Genomic DNA, 17,324 nt, shown 5'->3' with positions numbered 1-17,324 from the left:
GCCCCCGGGGGGGGTCGTCTTTACAGGTGTGGGGCGACTCCGGGCGCCGCCCCGGGGGGGGGGGGGGGGGGGGGGGGCCCCCCCCCGCGCCTCCCGTCTGCCAGACGGCCGGGTGTCACCGCCCCTGCCGGACAGGGCCCGTTCCGTCGGGCACGCTCGATGGGGTGAGTGAACAGGCGGAACAGGCGGCCCGGAAGACCGGTCGTGGAGCGAAGCGCGTGGCCGACAGCCGGTGGTTCGAGCTGACGGCGCGCGCCGGGTTCGTCGGCAGCGGCATCGTGCACCTGCTGATCGGCTACCTGGCGATCCTGCTCGGTGTCGGCAACGCCTCCTCGGGCAGCGAGACCGACCAGTCGGGTGCGCTGCAGCAGCTCGCCGCGGTCCCCGGCGGGGTCGTCCTCCTGTGGATCGTGGCCGTCGGCTGCGCGGCGCTGACGCTCCGGCTCGTGGTCGAGGCCGTGGTCGGCGGGCGGACGGACAGCGCCCGTGCCTGGGGCAACCGGTTGAAGAACGTCGGCAAGGCCGTGGTCTACGGGCTCATCGCGTACTCGGCAGCGTCCTACGCGGTCGGAGCCGGCACGAGTTCGAGCGGGTCGTCGCGGAGCGCTGCGGCGAAGGCCCTCGCGACCCCCGGCGGCGTGTTCCTCCTGCTGCTCGTCGCCGCGGTCGCCGTCGCGATCGGCGTCGGCCTCGTGGTGATCGGCTGCCGGCGCTCGTTCTGGAAGCAGCTGGTGCGCCCGCGGCAGCCCCTCGACCGTGTCGTCACCGTGCTCGGCGTCGTGGGGTACGTGCTGAAGGGGATCGCCGTGGTGGTCGTCGGCGTGCTCATCGCGGTCGCGGGCATCCAGAGCGACCCCGACCAGGCGACCGGGCTCGACGGTGCGTTCGACGCGCTGCGCTCGATGCCGGGCGGGGTGTTCGTGCTCGTCGCGATGGGCATCGGGTTCCTCGCGTTCGGCGTCTTCAGCTTCTTCCGCGCCCGCTACGCCCGCCTCTGACACGGACACGGTGGACGCGCGCGGAGGCGGCACCGGTAGACCGGTGTCATGAGCAGCAGCGCGACGACCGGACCCGTGACCGTCTTCTCCGACGCCGGAGCCGTCCTCGCGGAGAGCATCGTGTGGGACCCCGGGACGAACGAGCTGCGGTGGGTCGACATCACCCTCGGCACCCTCACCACCGCGGACGCCCACGGCACGACCACGTCCACCGTGCAGCTGCCGCCCCCGCTGGCGAGCTTCCAGCCCCGCGCGGGCGGTGGGTTCGTCGCGGCCCTCGGCGACTCCGTCGTCGTGACGGACGCCCAGGGCGTCGTCGAGCGCGAGATCGCCCGGGTCGAGCTTGCCACGGACGGCCTCCGGTTCAACGAGGGCAAGTGCGACCCGTTCGGCCGGTTCCTCGTGGGCAGCATGAACCTCACCACGGGGGAGCCGGACGGTGCCCTGTACTCGATCGAGCCGGACGGCACCACGAGACTCCTCCGCGGCGGCTTCGGCGTGACGAACGGCATCGAGTGGTCGGAGGACGGCACGGTCATGTACGTCACCGACACGAGCGCGTCGACGATCTACCGCGGGTCGTACGGCCCCGGCGGGGAGCTCGGCGAGCTCGAGCCGTTCGTCGTCGGGTCCGCCCACGACGGACTCGTCCGCGACGACGAAGGCTGCTCGTGGAGCGCGGTCTACGGCGGCGGTCGGGTCGAGCGGTACGGTCCGGACGGGTCGCACCTCGAGACCGTCGAGCTCCCGGTGCCGAACGTGACGTCGGTGGCGTTCGGCGGCCCGGACATGTCGACGCTGTTCGTCGCCTCGGCGCGGGAGAACCTCACCGAGGAGCAGCTCGTCGCGCACCCGCACTCCGGTGCCGTCCTCGCGGTGCCGACGCGGGTGCACGGGTTCCCCGCGAACACCTTCAGCGGCTGACGGGGCGCCGACGGCGGGATCGGGGGCGCCGCAGGTATCCTGGGCGATCGCCCGAACCGAGGAGCGACGCCCGACCCGAGGAGACCGAAGTGGACGACGAGCGCACGGACGCGACACCGGACCCCGCGAAGCGACTGGGCGAGGCCGAGAACGCCGACGTCACGGTCGAGGTCGACCGGGTCGCGGTCGACGGTACGTACGTGCGCGTCAGCTCCGTCGGCGAACCCGGCGACCGCGCCTTCCTGCTCGTCGCGGGGCTCGGCATCGCCGCCACCTACTACGAGCGGCTCGCCCCGCACCTCAACGAGAACGGCCCCGTGCACGCCCTCGACCTGCCCGGGTTCGCCGGTGTCCCGCGATTCCGCGGGAAGGTCTCGATCGAGCGGTACGCCGACGCGGTCGAGAAGGTCATCGACGACCTCCGGCTCGTCGACCCGGTGCTCGTCGGCCACTCGATGGGCACCCAGGTCGTGACCGAGGTGGCAGCGCGTCGTCCGGACATCTCCGACCTGGTGCTCATCAGCCCGGTGGTCGACTCGCACGCGCGCACGGTCCGGCAGTCGGCGTTCCGGTTCCTCCGGTCCACGCTGCACGAGCCGGCGGCCGTCCGCTGGCACGGCATCACGGCGTACGCCCTGTGCGGCTGGCACTGGTTCTCGAAGGTGCTGCCCCGGATGATCGCCTTCCCGATCGAGGAGCGTGCCGCCCACGTGCAGGCACGGACGCTCATCGTGCGCGGGGAGCACGACGCGATGGTCCCGCGGGACTGGGTGCGTCGGCTCGCCCGGGTGTTCCCGTACGCGGTGCTGCGCGAGGTCGTCGACGGCGCGCACTCGGTGATGCACGCACAGGCGGACGCGGTTGCGCGGCTCGCGGTGGACCACGTCGCCGGCCGGCTCCCCGACCGCGGCGTGTCCTCGCTGCAGCGCGTCCGCGACGACTCGACGGCGTCGGACCTGTCGCGGCTCGGCCCGCGCGAAGCCTGGATGCTCGTCAAGTCGCGCTTCGTCGAACTGCTCGGCATGGCGAAGAACGACGACGAGACGCTCGAGGCGGCGAAGTCCGCGCACGCGGTCGCCATGGCGGACGGCGACGACCTGCCGGTCGACCCGGCGGATCGCCGCGAGATCGTCGACGAGGTGGCTCCGGAGACCCGCAAGGCGGGCTGATCCCGCGGACCGGCCCGCGGGCGGACGCGACCGACTGGAGGCGGGGGGGGGGGGGGGGGGGGGGGGGCCCCCCCCCCCCCCGCGGGCCGGCCCCCCCCCCGGGGGGCGCCGCCCCGCGCACGCCCGCGGGGGGGGGGGGGGGGCGGGCGGGGGGGGGCGGGGCGGCGGGCGGGGGGGGGGCGGGGGGGGGGGGGGGGGGGGGGGGGGGGGCCCGCCCCGGCGGGGGGGGGCGGGGGGGGGGGGGGGGGGGGGGGGGGGCGGGGGCCCCCCCCCCCCCCCCCCGCCTCCAGGGTGGACGCGACGCTACGGCGTGATGCGCCCGATCAGCATGTCCGGCGTGAGCGCGTGGGCCTCGGCGAGGACCTTGCGGGCCTCGTCGGTCTTGTCCCAGACGTTCCAGAGCAGGACGCCGCGCACGAGGTCGTCGTCGTCGAGGTAGTAGACGACACCTGTGACCGTCGGGTCCTGCCAGTCCTCGACGGTGCGCAGCTTCGTGGTGACCTGCCCGACCGCCTCGTACCCCATGTCGAAGACGTCGGAGTAGAACATCGGCGTGTGGTCGTAGGTCTCGTCGGCGTCGGCGAGGTTGCGCCCCGCCTGCCGGCCCTGCTGCTGGGCGTTGTCGACGTGCTCGACCCGGCGCGTGCCGAGGATCCGGTCGGGGTACTCGGCGACGTCGCCGGCGGCGAACACCGAGTCGTCGTCGGTGAGGAGCGTCGAGGAGACGACGATGCCGTCCCGGACGGTGAGCCCGGCGTCGGCGGCGAGCCGGGTCGCCGGTTCGATGCCGAGTCCGACCACGACCGCGTCGGCGGACACCTCGGACCCGTCGTCGAGGGTCAGCGTGACGCCACCCTCGTGCTCGGACCCGTGGTCCACCCGGCGCCCGAGCCGGAGCTCCACGCCGTGGTCGACGAAGCGCTGCTGGAACGCCCGGGCGAGGTCCGCCGGGAACATCCGGCCGCCGACGACCTCGTCCGGGTCGACGAGCGTCACCCGGGCGCCGTTCTGCACGACGCCGGCCGCGATCTCGGTGCCGATGTACCCGCCACCGACGACGGCCACGTGGGCCCCGGCGTCGGCGAGCTCACGGAGGCGTCGGTAGTCGGTGGCGCTCCGGTAGTCGAGCACCCGGTCGGACGGCGACAGCCCGGGGAGCCCGCGGGGCTTGCCGCCGGTCGCGAGGAGCAGTCGCTCGTAGCCGTGGGTCTGCCCGTCCGAGGTCGTGACGGTCTTCGCCGCGCGGTCGATCGCCGTCACCACGGTCCCGAGCACGAACGTCGCGCCGGTCTCCTCGGTGTGCAGGTCGACCTTCTCGTCCCAGCTGAAGTCCGGGTCGGTCCACAGCTTCTTCGAGAGCGCCGGCCGGGCGTACGGCCGGTCGACGTCCTCGCTGATGATGCCGATCGAGCCCTCGGCATCGAGTTCGCGGACACCGCGGGCAGCGGCGTCGGCGACCATCCCGCCGCCGACGACGAGGTAGCGGAAGTCGGTCATGGCGTCTCCTAGATCGTTGCGACCGAGCCGGAGTCGACCCGGTAGTTCGAGCCGTTCACGAAACTGGCGAGGTCGGAGCAGAGGAACGCGATGACGTTCGCGACCTCCTCCGGCTCGCCGCGACGCTGCAGCTCCGAGTACGGGCGCTCGTCGTCGAGGAACGACGCGATCGCCTCGTCGAAGGTCTGGCCGGTTTCCTCGGCACGCTTCTTCATCATCGCGTCGGTCATCGGCGTGTAGATGAACGCCGGCGACACGGTGTTCACGAGCAGGCCCTCCTTCGCGTAGGTGCGGGAGAGGCCCTTCGCGAAGGACAGCACCCCGGCCTTGGCCGCGCAGTAGGGGAGCTCGTCGTCGTACGGCTGCGACGCGTCCTCGGACACGAGGTAGACGATGCGACCCCAGCCGCCCTGGCGCAGGTCGCCGATGAACTCGCGCGTGATCCGCACCGGCCCCATCAGGTCGACGTCGATGGTGTCGAGCCATCCCTGTTCGTCGATCTCGTGGAACAGGCCCTGGGCGCCCGTGACGCCGGAGGACTGCACGAGGATGTCGATCTCGCCGACGGCGTCGCGCACCCTGGTGTGCAGGTCGGCCAGGCTCGCGGCGCTCGTGACGTCCGCGGCGAAGGCGTGCAGCCTGCCGTACGGTGCGTCGAGCTGGTCGGCGCTGTTGTCGAGCTGCGACTGGTCGAGGTCCGACACGACCACGGTCGCACCCTCCGCGAGGAGGATGCGAGCCGTGTTCCAGCCGATGCCGGAGTCCGCGCCGAAGACCAGGGCGGTCTTGCCCTGGATCCCGAGGTCCACCTGGTGGCCGCTACGCGTGCGCCGAGGCGTCCGCGACCGCGGGCGTGGTGGCCGAGGCGAGCGGGGTGCTCGGTGCGCGGTTCTCGGCCGAGACCATCCACGCGAGCTGCTCGAGGCGCTCGATGAAGCCGTGCAGCAGGTCGGCCGTCGTCGGGTCTTCCTCGTCGACCTCGTCGTGGACGTCGCGCATGGTGCCGGTCGCCTGGTAGAGGCGGAGCGTCACCTGGTCGATGGCGTCGTGCGTGGTGATCTCGCCCTCGGGGAACTGGTCGAGGTGGCTCGACGCCGCGACGGTGCTCGAGCGGCCGTCCGGGACCGCGTACAGGGCGCGCATGCGCTCGGCGGTGTCGTCGGCGAACTCACGTGCGGCGTCGACGATCTCGTCGAGCTGGAGGTGGAGGTCCCGGAAGTTGGTCCCGAGGATGTTCCAGTGGGCCTGCTTGCCCTGCAGGTGCAGGTCGATGAGGTCCACGAGGACCGCCTGGAGGTTCTTGGCGAGCTTGTCCGATGCGTGCATGATCGGTTCCTTCCGCGTTGGTGACCGGTACCAGACCGGTCTACGCGGTGCGGCAGGACGTCCGCTCAGAGGACGCGTCCCCCGTGGACCGATCAGTGCGTGACGGCGGGGTCGACCTGGTCGACGGCGGAGCGCATCTGCTCGAGGAACACGGCGACGACGCGGGCGTCCTCGGGGGAGAGTCCCTCGGCGATGCCCATCATCCGACGGTGCATGATGCCGAGGGTCGCGCGGACCTCTTCGTCGGTCTCGGTGGTCGGGGTGATCACGAGCGCGCGGCGGTCGGTCGGGTGCGGGTCGCGGCGGACGTGGTTCGACTTCACGAGGCGGTCGATGAGGATCGTGGTCGAGGCCGACGAGATCTTGAGGTAGGCCGCCAGGTCCTTCGGCTTCACGGTCCGCCCGGCGCGCTGCGCCTGCAGCAGGAAGCGCACCGCGAGCAGGTCGGTCTCGCCCATGCCCATCGAGTCGCGGGTGCGTCGACGCATCGCGGTCTCGGCGGCACGGTACCGGCGGAGGGCGTTCAGGACGGTGACGCCCCGCTGGGTCGCGTCGTCATCGGGGAACCAGTACCCGGACGCTTCCGTGATCTCCTGCGTGGACATGGCGTTCAGGGTAGCCCGTCTCGTTGCTAGAGCGTCTAGGGATCTCACGGGATGCGGTCTCCCGCACCCGTGGACGGACGGGAGGCGCGGTGCGGGCCCGCACCGCGCCTCCCGTCCGTCGTCACGTGCGTGACGTCGTCAGGCTGCGGCCTGCTCCTCGGTCGCCTCGGCGAGCGCGGTGAGGGCGCCCTGGACGAGCGTGGTGACCTCGGCGTCCTCGCGCGGGTGGGTCTCGGCGAACCGGACCACCGACTGCGGGATGGCGACCTTGACGTCCTCGAGGACCTTCGCGCCGGCGATCCCGGCGACCTTGCGGGCGTCGTCGTGCGCCCAGACGCCGCCGAACTGGCCGAAGGCCGAGCCGATGACGGCGAGCGGCTTGCCGGACAGCGGCGAGGCGCCGAACGGACGCGAGCCCCAGTCCAGCGCGTTCTTCAGGACGGCCGGGATGGTGCCGTTGTACTCGGGGGTGACGAGCAGGACGGCGTCGGCGGCGGCGATCGCGTCGCGGAAGGCGACGGCCGAGGCGGGCGGGGTGTCGCCGTCGATGTCCTCGTTGTAGAAGGGCAGGTCGACGATGCCGTCGAAGGTCGACAGCTCGATGCCCTCCGGGGCGTGGTGCGCAGCCGCCTCGGCGAGCTTGCGGTTGATGGACTCGGCGCGGAGGCTGCCGACGAGGGCGAGGACGTTCGTCATCGGGGATCCTTACTGGTTCTGTGACGGAAAGGTGTCATCGACAACCAATGCGTGCGCGTGGACCCCTATTCCCGGTCCGGTGGATCGTCGGTACGTTGGCGACGTGAGCACGCTTCGGACGCCGGCCAGCACGCCCCGTACGACCGACCCGGACTGGTGGCGGAACGCCGTCGTCTACCAGGTCTACCCGCGGAGCTTCGCGGACACGGACGCCGACGGGCTCGGCGACCTCGCGGGCGTGACGAGTCGCGTGCCCTACCTGGCGTCGCTCGGCGTCGACGCGGTCTGGCTGTCGCCGTTCTTCCCCTCCCCGCTGGCGGACGGCGGCTACGACGTCGCCGACTACCGGGACGTCGACGATCGCCTGGGCACGCTCGACGACTTCGACGCACTGGTCCGTGCGCTCCACGAGCACGACATCCGGCTGATCGCGGACATCGTCCCGAACCACACCTCGGACGAGCACGCGTGGTTCCGTGCCGCGCTCACCGCGGCCGCGGGTTCGCCGGAACGCGCTCGCTACGTGTTCCGGGACGGTGCCGGTGCCGACGGGTCGCTCCCGCCGAGCGACTGGGTGTCGAACTTCGGCGGCAGCGCCTGGACCCGCGTGCCCGACGGCCAGTGGTACCTGCACCTGTTCGCGCCCGAGCAGCCGGACCTCGACTGGTCGAACCCGGAGGTCCGTGCCGACTTCGAGGACACGCTGCGCTTCTGGTCCGACCGCGGGGTCGACGGCTTCCGGGTGGACGTCGCGCACGGCCTGGCGAAGGACCTGTCGACCCCGTACCGCCCGTCCGACGAGCACCACCTGCCGCTCGACGGCTCCGACCCGCTCTACGACCGCGACGAGGTGCACGAGATCTTCGCGGCGTGGCGCCGGGTGCTCGACGAGTACGACCCGCCGCGAGCCGCCGTGGCGGAGGCCTGGGCGCCCGCGCCGCGCCGCGTGCTCTACGCCCGGCCGACCGAGCTCGGGCAGGCGTTCAACTTCGACCTGCTCGAGGCGCCGTTCGAGGCCGCGGCGTTCCGGGGCATCATCGACCGGAACCTGTCGGCGTCGGCGCAGTCCGGCGCGTCGAGCACCTGGGTGCTGTCGAACCACGACGTCGTCCGGCACGCGACCCGGTACGGCCTGCCGGACGGCACGGACACCGATGCGTGGCTCATGACCGACGGCACGACACCGTCGCTCGATCGTGCACGGGGGCTCCGGCGGGCGCGGGCGGCGATGCTGCTGATGCTGGCGCTGCCCGGTTCGTCGTACGTCTACCAGGGCGAGGAACTCGGGCTGCAGGAGGCCGCGGCGATCCCGCACGAGGCGCTGCAGGACCCGAAGTGGATCCGCACCGGGCACACCGTGAAGGGGCGGGACGGGTGTCGCGTGCCGATCCCGTGGACGACGTCCGGGCCGTCGTTCGGGTTCGGGGCGGTCGCACCGCACCTACCGCAACCGGCCGACTTCGGGGCGTCCTCGGTCGAGGCGGAGGACGGCGACCCCGGGTCGACCCTCTCCCTGTACCGCGCGGCGACCGCTGCCCGACGGGACCTGCAGCGGGGCGAGGACCTCGCGTGGATCGAGGCGCCGGACGGGGTCGTGGCGTTCGCGCGGCACGACGGGTGGCGTTCCGTCACGAACTTCGGGACCGAGCCGGTGGAGCTGCCCGCCGGCGAGGTCGTCGTCTCGTCCGGTCCGCTCGGCGACGGGGTGCTCCCCGGGGAGACCACCGTCTGGTTGCGCTGAGCCGGACTCTTCCTCCACAGCCAGGAGGCGCGGGGACGCGTTCCACAGATCGGCCGACGCCCGCCTGACGGGGACCCTCCGGTCGCGACGATCGGGGCATGACAGCTCCCAACACCCCGCCGGGCGGTCGACCGCCCGCCAGGTCACGCCGGCTCCGCCGCGTCGCGGCCGTCGCGTCCGTCCTGACCGCGCTCGGTGTCCTCGCGGCACCCGGCCTCGTGCCGTCGGCCTCCTCGGCCGACGAGCTCGCCTTCCCCTACGAGAACCAGTTCTCCACCGCTGCCGGCGGCGCCCTGCACGGTGACGCGGCGATCGTCGACGGGCGGCTCCGGCTGACCGACGACGTCAAGGACCAGGCGGGGGCGTGGTCGATGCAGGACACGTTCCCGTCCGACCTCGGGCTCGAGATCGAGTTCAGCTACGCGATGTACCGCGACGTGGACGACCCGGGTGCCGACGGCCTGCTGCTGTTCCTCGCGGACGGCGCCGCCGAGCAGGGCGTCGGGTCGTTCGGGGCCGGGCTCGGGTACGCGTGCCGACGCGAGACGTCCCAGGGCGGTGGCCTCTCCTGCGACCTGCCCGGGGTGCCCGGCGGCTTCGCGGGCATCGCGGTCGACCACTACGGCAACTTCTCGACGCCGATCAACTACTCCGGCCCCGGGGCGCGGCCGGACACCGTGTCGATCCGCGGCTCCGGCGACGGGGTGCTCGGCTACCGCTGGGTCGGCGCGGCCCCCGCGCCCGGTGGCACGGAGACCGCCGGGGCAGCGCTCCGGAAGGTCCGCGTGACCCTGCTCCCCGGGGACGCCGGGGAACTCGCGGTCACCGTCCGGCTGCAGGACGGGGACCGGATGCGGACCGTGCTCGACCGGGTCCCCCTGCACGGCGACGGCCAGGCACCGCTGCCGAGCACGCTCCGCCTCGGGTTCGCGGGGGCGACGGGCAGCCACGTCAACGTGCACGAGGTCGACGCCCTGCGCGTCTGGACGCCGACGGACGTCGCCGTCACGCACGACCTCGCGCCGAGCGTCCCGGCGGGTGCCGACGTCGAGTACACGGTGACCGCACGGAACGCCGGCGTGAACGCGTCGGACCCGAGCGCGCTCGAGGTCGACGTGCCCGACGCCCTGCGCGACGCCACGTGGACCTGCTCGGCGGCCGCTGGGTCGTCGTGCGGGACCGAATCGGGCACCGGCGACGTCGCCACCGACCTCGGCCTGCCGCGCGACGGGACGGCCACGGTGACGATCCGCGGCCGCACCGCCGACGATGCCGAGGGCACGCTCGAGAGCGTCGCCACGATCCGACCGGCGCCCCGCACCGCCGACACGAACGAGGACGACAACACCTCGGCGGCGAGCACCACGGTCGCCGCCCGGGTGGACGCGCACGTCGAGACGGACAAGTCCGTGTCCCCCTCGACCGCGGTCGAGCCCGGTGACGAGGTCGAGTACACGATCACCGCCCGCAACCGGGGCCCGGGTACCGCCGAGGACGTCGGGGCGATCGACGAGCTGCCGAGCGCGATGCGCTTCGTCGGGTCGCCGGACCACTGCACGGCCGAGGGGCAGGACGTGACCTGTCGCTCCGGTGCCGCGCTCGCCGCGGGGGAGACCGTGTCGTTCCGAGTCCGGGCGCAGCTCGACCCGGCGTACTCCGGGGACGGGTCGGACGTGGTGAACGTGGCGACCGCGACGTCGCCGAGCGATCCGGACGGCGGCGACCCCTCGCCGGGCGTCGGGATCGTGGTGGTCCCCGGCGGAGAAGGCGGTGGTGACGGCGGCGACGGCGGCCCCGACGGGCCGGGTGACGGCGGGGACGCTGACACGGGTCCGCGCGACCCGGCGCCCGACGACCGCGGGGCCCGTCCCGCCGGCGACGGTGGAGACGGCGGGGACGCCGGGCCGGCCCGGACCGGAGCGCTCGCCTACACCGGCACGGAGGACCTCGGCGTGGTCGCGGCGGTGGCGGCCGTCGGTGTGGCGGCCGGGGCGACGTGCTGGTGGCTCGCGCGGCGGCGTGCGCGCCGACGTGCGGCGGAGGACGAGGTCGGGTCGACGCCCCGCTGACCCCTCGCTGACCCCTCGCTGACGCCTGCTGGTTCGAGCATCCTCAGCGGCCGATCGCCCCGCGCGGTCGGCCGCTGCACCGTGCGGCGGTAGGATCGAACCACGATCCGCATGCCCGAAAGAGGTCTCGTGTCCGACTCCGTGGACGACTCCGGCCAGCGCGCGCGGTACTGGCCGATCCCCGTCCTCCGGGCCGTGCCAGCCGCGATCGTGGCCATCGTCATCACCTTCTCGTCCAACCACGCGGCGGGCTACGGCCTGCTGCTGTTCGGTGGATTCGCGGCGGTGGACGGACTCGTGCTGCTGCTCGCGGGCACGACGCGGCTCCCGGCGGACGGACGGTCGCGCCGGACGACCCTCCTGCAGGCGGTGATCACCCTCGTCGCCGCGGTCGCCGCGTTCGCGTGCAACGGCCTCGGCCTGCCGGCGTTCATCGCGGTCGTCGTCGCCTTCGCCGTCCTCACCGGGGCGCTCGAGCTCACGCAGGGGCTCCGCGCCCGTGGGCGTTCGCCGTTCGCGCGCGACTGGACGACCGTCGGCGGCCTGACGCTGCTGCTCGCCATCGCCTTCCTGGTGACGCCGCCCGACTACTCGCAGGAGCTCGGCGGTGTCGAGCGGGTCACCGGCACACTGGACGCCTCGATCGTCCTCGTCGGCCTGCTCGGCGCCTACCTCGCCATCACCGCGGTCTTCCACGTGATCGCCGGCCTCTCGCACAAGTGGGGAACGGCGGCCCCGGCCGCAACCCCGGACGGAGCACCACACGCATGACCACCCCCAGCCGTCGCGACCGCCTGCGCCCGGTCGAGCTCCTCGGGATCTCCGCGATCGTCGCGGTCTTCACCGGGCTCGTCGTGCTGCTCGCCACGCGTGAGCTCCAGCTCGCCGCGATCTTCCTCGGCATCGCGTTCATCGTCGTCGTGGTCGTCCTCGCGATGCTGCAGCTCGCGTCGACGAGCGACCAGGACGACAACGACATGCTCGGTGGTCACAAGACCCCGGGTGAAGGAGACGGCAACGACTTCCACTGAGTCGGAGGCCGCCCCCGCGGTGCCGTCACGGCGGCCGTTCCAGGGCGACCCGGGCCTGCCGCAGCGGTACCGGCACCGGTACCTCATCCTCGCGGTCTGCTGCATGAGCCTGTTCATCGTCTCGATGGACGCCACCGTGGTGAACGTCGCACTGCCCTCGATCGGGCGTGAACTCGGCAGCTCGATCTCCGGGCTGCAGTGGACGATCGACGCCTACACGCTCGTCCTCGCCAGCCTGCTGCTGCTCTCCGGCTCCACCGCCGACCGCATCGGCCGCCGCACCACCTTCCAGATCGGGCTCGCGCTCTTCACGGTCGGGTCGCTGCTCTGCTCGCTCGCGCCCGGGGTGGGCTGGCTCGTCGTCTTCCGCATGGTCCAGGCGGTGGGCGGTTCGATGATGAACCCGGTCGCGATGTCGATCATCACGGCCACCTTCGACGACGCGAAGGAGCGTGCCCGTGCCGTCGGCGTCTGGGGTGCCGTCGTCGGTGTGTCGATGGGGCTCGGTCCGCTGGTCGGTGGCGCGCTGACGGACACCGTCGGCTGGCGCGCGATCTTCTGGATCAACGTGCCGATCGGCATCGCGGCGATCGTGCTGACGTTCCTGTTCGTCCCCGAGTCGAAGTCGCCGAAGCCCCGACGGCTCGACCCCGTCGGCCAGGTGCTCGTGATCGTGCTCCTGGCGACGCTCGTCGGCGGGCTCATCGAGGGGCCGCGGCTCGGCTGGACGTCACCGGCCGCCCTCGGGTTGTTCGTCCTCGCCGCAGCGTCGCTCGTCGTGCTCGTCGCGGTCGAGCGCCGCCGCCGCGAACCGCTCATCGACGTCCGGTTCTTCCGGAGCATCCCGTTCTCGGCCGCGGTCGTCACCGCGATCGGCGCGTTCGGCGCCAACGGGGCGTTCCTCTTCCTCAACGCGCTCTACCTGCAGGAGGCCCGGGGCATGTCGCCGTTCCAGGCCGGCCTGTGGACGCTGCCCGCCGCGGTCGCGACGATGCTCGTCTCGCCGCTGTCCGGGCGTCTCGTCGGCTCGATCGGCACCCGGGTCCCGCTCGTCCTCGCCGGCATCGGCGTCGGCGGCGCCGGGGCGATCCTCACGACGATCGACGCCACGACACCGATGTGGGTGCTCGTCGTCGCCTTCGTGCTGTTCGGGTTCGGGTTCGGCATGGTGAACGCGCCGATCACGAACACGGCCGTCTCGGGCATGCCCCGCGCGCAGTCCGGGTCCGCTGCGGCCGTCGCGTCCACGAGCCGGCAAACCGGGGTGTCGCTCGGGGTCGCACTCGCCGGCACCGTGACCGGCGCGAGTGCGGTCGCGACCGTCGGTGCCGGGTTCGCGGTGGCCACGCACGCGATGTGGTGGATCGTCGTCGGGATCGGAGCGGGGATCGTCCTCGTCGGGTACCTGTCGACCTCGGCTGCGGCGAAGCGCTCGGTCGCCGGCATCGCGCACCTGCTCGACGCCTGAGTCGCTCGGGCGACCGACACGCCCGGGATCACGTTTTCGCCACGGTCCTGTCACGATCGCGCGTGCAGCCGACACCTCTGGAGTGAAGGAGGTGGGATGTGGACGTGACGACCGGCACCGACACGGACGAGGCGATCGTCCGTGCGATGGCACGGGGCGACAAGAGCGCGCTCGCCCGGGCGTTCGACCGGTACGCCGCGACCCTCACCCGCTACGCCTGGGCACTCGTCGACGACCGCCAGGACGTCGAGGAGGTCGTGCAGGACGCCTTCCTGACGCTCTGGCAGCGTGCCGAGACCCTCGAACTGCCCGCGGACACGATGCTCCCGTGGCTGCTCGTCGTGTGCCGGAACCACGCGTTCAACACCGGCCGGAAGCAGGCCCGCCGTCGCGCCGACGAACTCCCCGAGCAGCTCGCCGCACCCGAGGACCACGCCGAGGCCCGTGAACGCCTCCGCTGGGTCCGCGACGAGATCGCCGCGCTCCCCGAGACCGACCGACGCATCTGCGAACTGTGCCTCCTCGAGGGACACTCCTACGCCGAGGCCGCCGAGATGCTGGGCCTCAGCGTCGGTGCGGTCACGCAGCGGGTCTCCCGCTCCCGACGCCGACTCAAGAAGGTGGTGATGCACGATGAACACTGAGCCCCCCGAGGGAGACGACCTGCAGCGCATGCTCGTCTCGATGAAGCAGAACGTCCTCGAACGTGCCACCCCGCGTCCGAAGCGGCGTCGGTTCCGTCCGGGCATCGCGCTCGGCGTCATCGGCCTGCTGGCGATCGGCACCGCGACGGGCGCCGTGGCCCTGTCGCTGTCGCAGCAGGAGACGCCCGTCGCCGCGCCGACGACGAGCCGCGCACCGGAGCCCGCACCGTCCGCGACGACCCCGACGTCCGCGCCGATCACGCAGCGCCCGACACCGCGTCCGACCCCGACGCCGGTCAACACGACGGCGACGATCCCGACCGACTGCCGTGCGCTCGTCCCGGCGTCCGACTACGACCGGTTCTTCGGCGACGTCCCATTGCAGCGGGTGCTCCCGGTCGCGGAAGGGCTGCCCGCTGAAGCCACGCCTCCGCCGGTGGCGGGTAACGGATCGGGACTGCCGGAGACCGACCTGTACTGCCTGTGGCGTGATCCGGCTGCGGACATCACGGGGCTCGCCGTGACGATGGGCCACGGCACGCCGGAGGAGCTCGCGAACGGCGAGCGCAGCTACTACGAGGGGTGGTCGCCGACGTGCGAGGAGTCCGACGGCATCCGGATCTGCCGGCAGACCAGGCCCGATCCGCAGTACGGCACGGACTGGAGCAGAACCCGCTACGTCCGCGGCGACACCTGGTTGGAGATCGACCAGGCCAACTTCCCGACCGACAACCTGCTGGGTGCGATCGTCGGGGAGATCTGGGGGGACTGACGGCCTGGAGGCGCGTGGCGGGGACGACCCGCGCCTCCAGTCCGTCGGTGGGGTACGACCGGGATCCGGCCGCTCAGCCCGGCTGCGCAGCGACGTCGACGCGCGCCGCCACGATGTCGCGCGCCAGCGTGCGCACCGCTCGGTTCGGCTCCGGACTCGTCCGCATCGCGAGGCCGATGCGCAGGGGGTCGACCTCGTCCTCGAGTTCGAGCACCGCACCGTCGTGGCGCACCCCGGAGTCAGGGACGACGCCGACACCGAGGCCGGCCGACGCGAACCGGATCACCGCGGGCATGTCGTTCATCTCCGCGACGATCCGCCGCCGGATCCCGAGCCGCTCCAGCGCGGTGTCGAGGATGATCCGGTTGCCGAAGCCGTGCGCGGTGTCGATGAACGGCTCGTCGGCGAGCTCGGCGAGCGAGACCGAGCGACGACCGGCGAACCGGTGGTCGGCGGCGGTGAAGACCCGGAACGGCATCTCCCGGAGCGGCGCCACCTCGACCCCGGCCGGGACCGCCGGCAGGCCCGTGTAGGCGATGTCGAGCCGCCCGGCGACCAGGTCCTGCACGAGCCCGGTCGTCCCGGAGGGCGAGGTCATGAGCTCCACCGCGACCAGCGGGTGCCGCTGCCGGAACCGTCGCAGCACGCCCGTGAGGTCGACGATGTCCATGCTCGTGAAGATGCCGAGCCGGACCCGTCCCCGCAGGTCGGCGTCGTCGACGGTCGCGAGGTCGTGCATCCGGTCGAGGGACTCCAGTACGGCGCGGGCGTGGGGGAGCAGGTCCTCGCCAGCGGTCGTCAGCACGAGGTGCCGTCCGGTGCGGTCGAACAGCCGGACCCCGAAGCTCCGCTCGAGTGACGCGATCCCCGCGGACACCGTGGACTGCGCCGCCCAGAGCCGTTCGGCGGCGCGGGTGACGCTGCCCTCGGCGGCGACGGTGACGAACTGTTCGAGCAGGCGGGTCTCCACCGGCTCAGTATCGATCAGGTCGATGGACGACATCAAGAGGATCCGTTGGACTCGATGGGTGTTCGGCGGCACGATCGGAGCATGTCAACCGCCACCGCATCCGCTCCCACGTCGTCGACCGTCGCCATCGCGAGCGAGCGCGTCGCCGCCCCGCGTGGACGACGAGCGCACACGCGCCGTCGGCACGGCGTCGGGTTCTGGGCCGTGGCGTTCGCGTTCCTCGCGGTGATGGCGTTCGCGACCGTGCCCGCACCGCTCTACGTCATCTACCAGGCACGCGACGGCTTCCCGACCTTCACGACGACCGTGGTCTTCGCGGCGTACGGCGTGGGCGTCGTCGGCTCCCTGTACCTCGCCGGACACCTCAGCGACGTGCACGGACGGCGCCCGCTCATCCTCGTGTCGGTGGCGCTCGAGCTCGTCGCAGCGGTGCTCTTCCTGCTCTGGAACGACGTCAGCGGCCTCATCGTCGCCCGGCTCGTGACCGGCCTCGGGGTCGGGCTCCTGACGGCGACGGCGACCGCGCACCTCGGCGAGCTGCGGGTCCGGGCGACGGGCTCGCAGTCGTCGGCCGGCGGGGCGGGCGTGGTCGCGGGGGTCGTGAACCTCGGCGGGCTGTCGCTCGGCGCCCTCGTCGGTGGAGCGCTCGCGGAGTTCGTCGGGCAGCCGCTCATGGTGCCCTACGTCGTGTTCGTCGTGGCGCTGGCCGTCGCGTTCGTGGTGGTGCTCGCCGCCCCGGAGACCGTCGACCGTCCCACGTCGCCCGTGCCCTACCGCCCGCAGCGACTGCAGGCGCCGGAGGGGCAGGCCGGAGCGTTCTGGACCGCCGGCACCGCCGCGTTCGCCGCGCTCGCGGTGCAGGGACTCTTCACCTCGGTCGCGCCGACCTTCCTCGGGACGACCTTCCACGTGACCGACCGGCTCGCCGCCGGAGCCACCACGTTCGGGGTGTTCGCCGCGAGCGCGGTGTCGCAGATCGTCTTCGCCCGGCTGTCGCAGCGGGCGCAGATCCGCCTCGGGATGGTCCTGCTCGTCGCTGGTCTGGTCGTCCTGGCCGGTGCCGCGGTGGTGCTGCAGGTGGCCGGGTTCATCGGTGGCGGGGTCGTCGCGGGAGCCGGTGTCGGGCTGCTGTTCCGCGCGTCGATCGGCAGCGCGGGCGCCCTCGTCGGCCCGGAACGTCGCGGCGGCGTCCTCGCCGCGACCTTCCTCATCGCCTACGCCGGGCTGACCGTGCCGGTGGTAGCGGTCGGGGCTGCGCTCCTCGTGCTGCCGACGCTGCCCGTGCTGCTCGGGTACGTCGTGTTCGTGGCCGTGCTGGCCGTCGTCGCCGGGACCCGCCTGGCCGCGCGGGCCTGAGCACTGGTCCGCGTCCCGCGCGTCGGCCGCGTTGCGCGTTCGACTGCGTCCGCGGCCG

At 73.0% G+C, this 17,324-nt stretch carries 17 protein-coding genes; 11 read left to right on the top strand and 6 right to left on the bottom strand.

The features are described 5' to 3' along the window. Positions 1 to 164 precede the first annotated feature (164 nt). The 3 genes from ACIPEP_RS01505 to ACIPEP_RS01495 all read left to right on the top strand — a co-directional run bounded on the left by ACIPEP_RS01505 (position 165) and on the right by ACIPEP_RS01495 (position 3,091). Positions 165 to 998 (top strand): DUF1206 domain-containing protein, encoded by an 834-nt coding sequence (locus ACIPEP_RS01505; protein ID WP_402716273.1) that lies wholly within the window; start codon positions 165 to 167, stop codon positions 996 to 998. Between the two features lie 48 nt (positions 999 to 1,046). Next, the gene (locus ACIPEP_RS01500; RefSeq protein WP_402716272.1) at positions 1,047 to 1,922 is read left to right on the top strand and encodes an SMP-30/gluconolactonase/LRE family protein; all 876 of its coding nucleotides are present in this window, start codon (positions 1,047 to 1,049) and stop codon (positions 1,920 to 1,922) included. 89 nt (positions 1,923 to 2,011) lie between these two features. Next, positions 2,012 to 3,091 carry an alpha/beta fold hydrolase gene (locus ACIPEP_RS01495; protein WP_402716271.1) on the top strand — a complete coding sequence of 360 codons (1,080 nt, stop codon included), beginning with the start codon at positions 2,012 to 2,014 and terminating at the stop codon, positions 3,089 to 3,091. A 303-nt stretch (positions 3,092 to 3,394) separates the two neighbouring features. Here ACIPEP_RS01495 and ACIPEP_RS01490 read toward each other — a convergent pair whose 3' ends face one another. From ACIPEP_RS01490 to ACIPEP_RS01470, 5 genes are all read right to left on the bottom strand, one after another. Continuing rightward, positions 3,395 to 4,588: an NAD(P)/FAD-dependent oxidoreductase gene (locus tag ACIPEP_RS01490; protein WP_402716270.1), complete on the bottom strand. Its 1,194-nt coding sequence runs from the start codon at positions 4,586 to 4,588 to the stop codon at positions 3,395 to 3,397. A gap of 8 nt (positions 4,589 to 4,596) precedes the next feature. After that, entirely contained in the window at positions 4,597 to 5,397 is an 801-nt protein-coding gene (locus ACIPEP_RS01485; RefSeq protein ID WP_402716269.1) for an SDR family NAD(P)-dependent oxidoreductase, read from the bottom strand. Positions 5,398 to 5,407: 10 nt separating this feature from the next. Continuing rightward, entirely contained in the window at positions 5,408 to 5,914 is a 507-nt protein-coding gene (locus tag ACIPEP_RS01480) for a Dps family protein (protein WP_070417172.1), read from the bottom strand. A gap of 92 nt (positions 5,915 to 6,006) precedes the next feature. Then, positions 6,007 to 6,519 (bottom strand): MarR family winged helix-turn-helix transcriptional regulator, encoded by a 513-nt coding sequence (locus ACIPEP_RS01475; protein ID WP_070417171.1) that lies wholly within the window; start codon positions 6,517 to 6,519, stop codon positions 6,007 to 6,009. Positions 6,520 to 6,657: 138 nt separating this feature from the next. Then, positions 6,658 to 7,215 (bottom strand): NAD(P)H-dependent oxidoreductase, encoded by a 558-nt coding sequence (locus ACIPEP_RS01470; protein WP_309888339.1) that lies wholly within the window; start codon positions 7,213 to 7,215, stop codon positions 6,658 to 6,660. 103 nt (positions 7,216 to 7,318) lie between these two features. On the opposite strand from ACIPEP_RS01470, the gene ACIPEP_RS01465 reads away from it, so the two are divergent. The 7 genes from ACIPEP_RS01465 (at position 7,319) to ACIPEP_RS01435 (ending at position 14,940) form a co-directional block, all read left to right on the top strand. After that, positions 7,319 to 8,956: an alpha-amylase family glycosyl hydrolase gene (locus ACIPEP_RS01465; protein ID WP_402716268.1), complete on the top strand. Its 1,638-nt coding sequence runs from the start codon at positions 7,319 to 7,321 to the stop codon at positions 8,954 to 8,956. 98 nt (positions 8,957 to 9,054) lie between these two features. Further along, a complete protein-coding gene (locus tag ACIPEP_RS01460; RefSeq protein WP_402716267.1) occupies positions 9,055 to 11,025 on the top strand; it encodes a hypothetical protein in 1,971 nt (656 codons plus the stop codon). Positions 11,026 to 11,136: 111 nt separating this feature from the next. Continuing rightward, positions 11,137 to 11,796, top strand: coding sequence for a DUF308 domain-containing protein (locus tag ACIPEP_RS01455; protein ID WP_309888345.1), 660 nt, complete (start codon positions 11,137 to 11,139; stop codon positions 11,794 to 11,796). Beyond that, the gene (locus ACIPEP_RS01450) at positions 11,793 to 12,056 is read left to right on the top strand and encodes a hypothetical protein (RefSeq protein ID WP_070417166.1); all 264 of its coding nucleotides are present in this window, start codon (positions 11,793 to 11,795) and stop codon (positions 12,054 to 12,056) included. Before ACIPEP_RS01455 ends, ACIPEP_RS01450 begins: the two co-directional genes overlap by 4 nt. Next, entirely contained in the window at positions 12,028 to 13,524 is a 1,497-nt protein-coding gene (locus ACIPEP_RS01445) for a DHA2 family efflux MFS transporter permease subunit (protein ID WP_402716266.1), read from the top strand. Before ACIPEP_RS01450 ends, ACIPEP_RS01445 begins: the two co-directional genes overlap by 29 nt. Before the next feature lie 104 nt (positions 13,525 to 13,628). Continuing rightward, the gene (locus ACIPEP_RS01440; protein ID WP_402716265.1) at positions 13,629 to 14,168 is read left to right on the top strand and encodes an RNA polymerase sigma factor; all 540 of its coding nucleotides are present in this window, start codon (positions 13,629 to 13,631) and stop codon (positions 14,166 to 14,168) included. After that, positions 14,158 to 14,940: a hypothetical protein gene (locus ACIPEP_RS01435; RefSeq protein WP_402716264.1), complete on the top strand. Its 783-nt coding sequence runs from the start codon at positions 14,158 to 14,160 to the stop codon at positions 14,938 to 14,940. Before ACIPEP_RS01440 ends, ACIPEP_RS01435 begins: the two co-directional genes overlap by 11 nt. 73 nt (positions 14,941 to 15,013) lie before the next feature. Here ACIPEP_RS01435 and ACIPEP_RS01430 read toward each other — a convergent pair whose 3' ends face one another. Next, positions 15,014 to 15,943 (bottom strand): LysR family transcriptional regulator, encoded by a 930-nt coding sequence (locus ACIPEP_RS01430; protein WP_181015155.1) that lies wholly within the window; start codon positions 15,941 to 15,943, stop codon positions 15,014 to 15,016. A 48-nt stretch (positions 15,944 to 15,991) separates the two neighbouring features. Here ACIPEP_RS01430 and ACIPEP_RS01425 point away from each other — a divergent pair, with 48 nt between their 5' ends. Next, positions 15,992 to 17,266, top strand: coding sequence for an MFS transporter (locus tag ACIPEP_RS01425; protein ID WP_402716263.1), 1,275 nt, complete (start codon positions 15,992 to 15,994; stop codon positions 17,264 to 17,266). The last annotated feature ends 58 nt before the right edge of the window (positions 17,267 to 17,324 follow it).

This window comes from Curtobacterium sp. NPDC087082 (assembly GCF_044745045.1).
In the GTDB taxonomy this organism is placed as follows: Bacteria; Actinomycetota; Actinomycetes; order Actinomycetales; family Microbacteriaceae; genus Curtobacterium.
The sequence above is the reverse complement of the archived record's forward strand: the minus strand, read 5'-3'. Positions and strand labels throughout refer to the sequence as shown.

Coding starts and splice junctions, on each gene's coding strand:
- ACIPEP_RS01470 (WP_309888339.1), bottom strand. CDS start 7,215: ATGACGAACGTCCTCGCCCTCGTCGGCAGCCTCCGCGCCGAGTCCATC.
- ACIPEP_RS01490 (WP_402716270.1), bottom strand. CDS start 4,588: ATGACCGACTTCCGCTACCTCGTCGTCGGCGGCGGGATGGTCGCCGAC.
- ACIPEP_RS01425 (WP_402716263.1), top strand. CDS start 15,992: ATGTCAACCGCCACCGCATCCGCTCCCACGTCGTCGACCGTCGCCATC.
- ACIPEP_RS01500 (WP_402716272.1), top strand. CDS start 1,047: ATGAGCAGCAGCGCGACGACCGGACCCGTGACCGTCTTCTCCGACGCC.
- ACIPEP_RS01460 (WP_402716267.1), top strand. CDS start 9,055: ATGACAGCTCCCAACACCCCGCCGGGCGGTCGACCGCCCGCCAGGTCA.
- ACIPEP_RS01480 (WP_070417172.1), bottom strand. CDS start 5,914: ATGCACGCATCGGACAAGCTCGCCAAGAACCTCCAGGCGGTCCTCGTG.
- ACIPEP_RS01435 (WP_402716264.1), top strand. CDS start 14,158: ATGAACACTGAGCCCCCCGAGGGAGACGACCTGCAGCGCATGCTCGTC.
- ACIPEP_RS01450 (WP_070417166.1), top strand. CDS start 11,793: ATGACCACCCCCAGCCGTCGCGACCGCCTGCGCCCGGTCGAGCTCCTC.
- ACIPEP_RS01455 (WP_309888345.1), top strand. CDS start 11,137: ATGCCCGAAAGAGGTCTCGTGTCCGACTCCGTGGACGACTCCGGCCAG.
- ACIPEP_RS01475 (WP_070417171.1), bottom strand. CDS start 6,519: ATGTCCACGCAGGAGATCACGGAAGCGTCCGGGTACTGGTTCCCCGAT.
- ACIPEP_RS01430 (WP_181015155.1), bottom strand. CDS start 15,943: ATGTCGTCCATCGACCTGATCGATACTGAGCCGGTGGAGACCCGCCTG.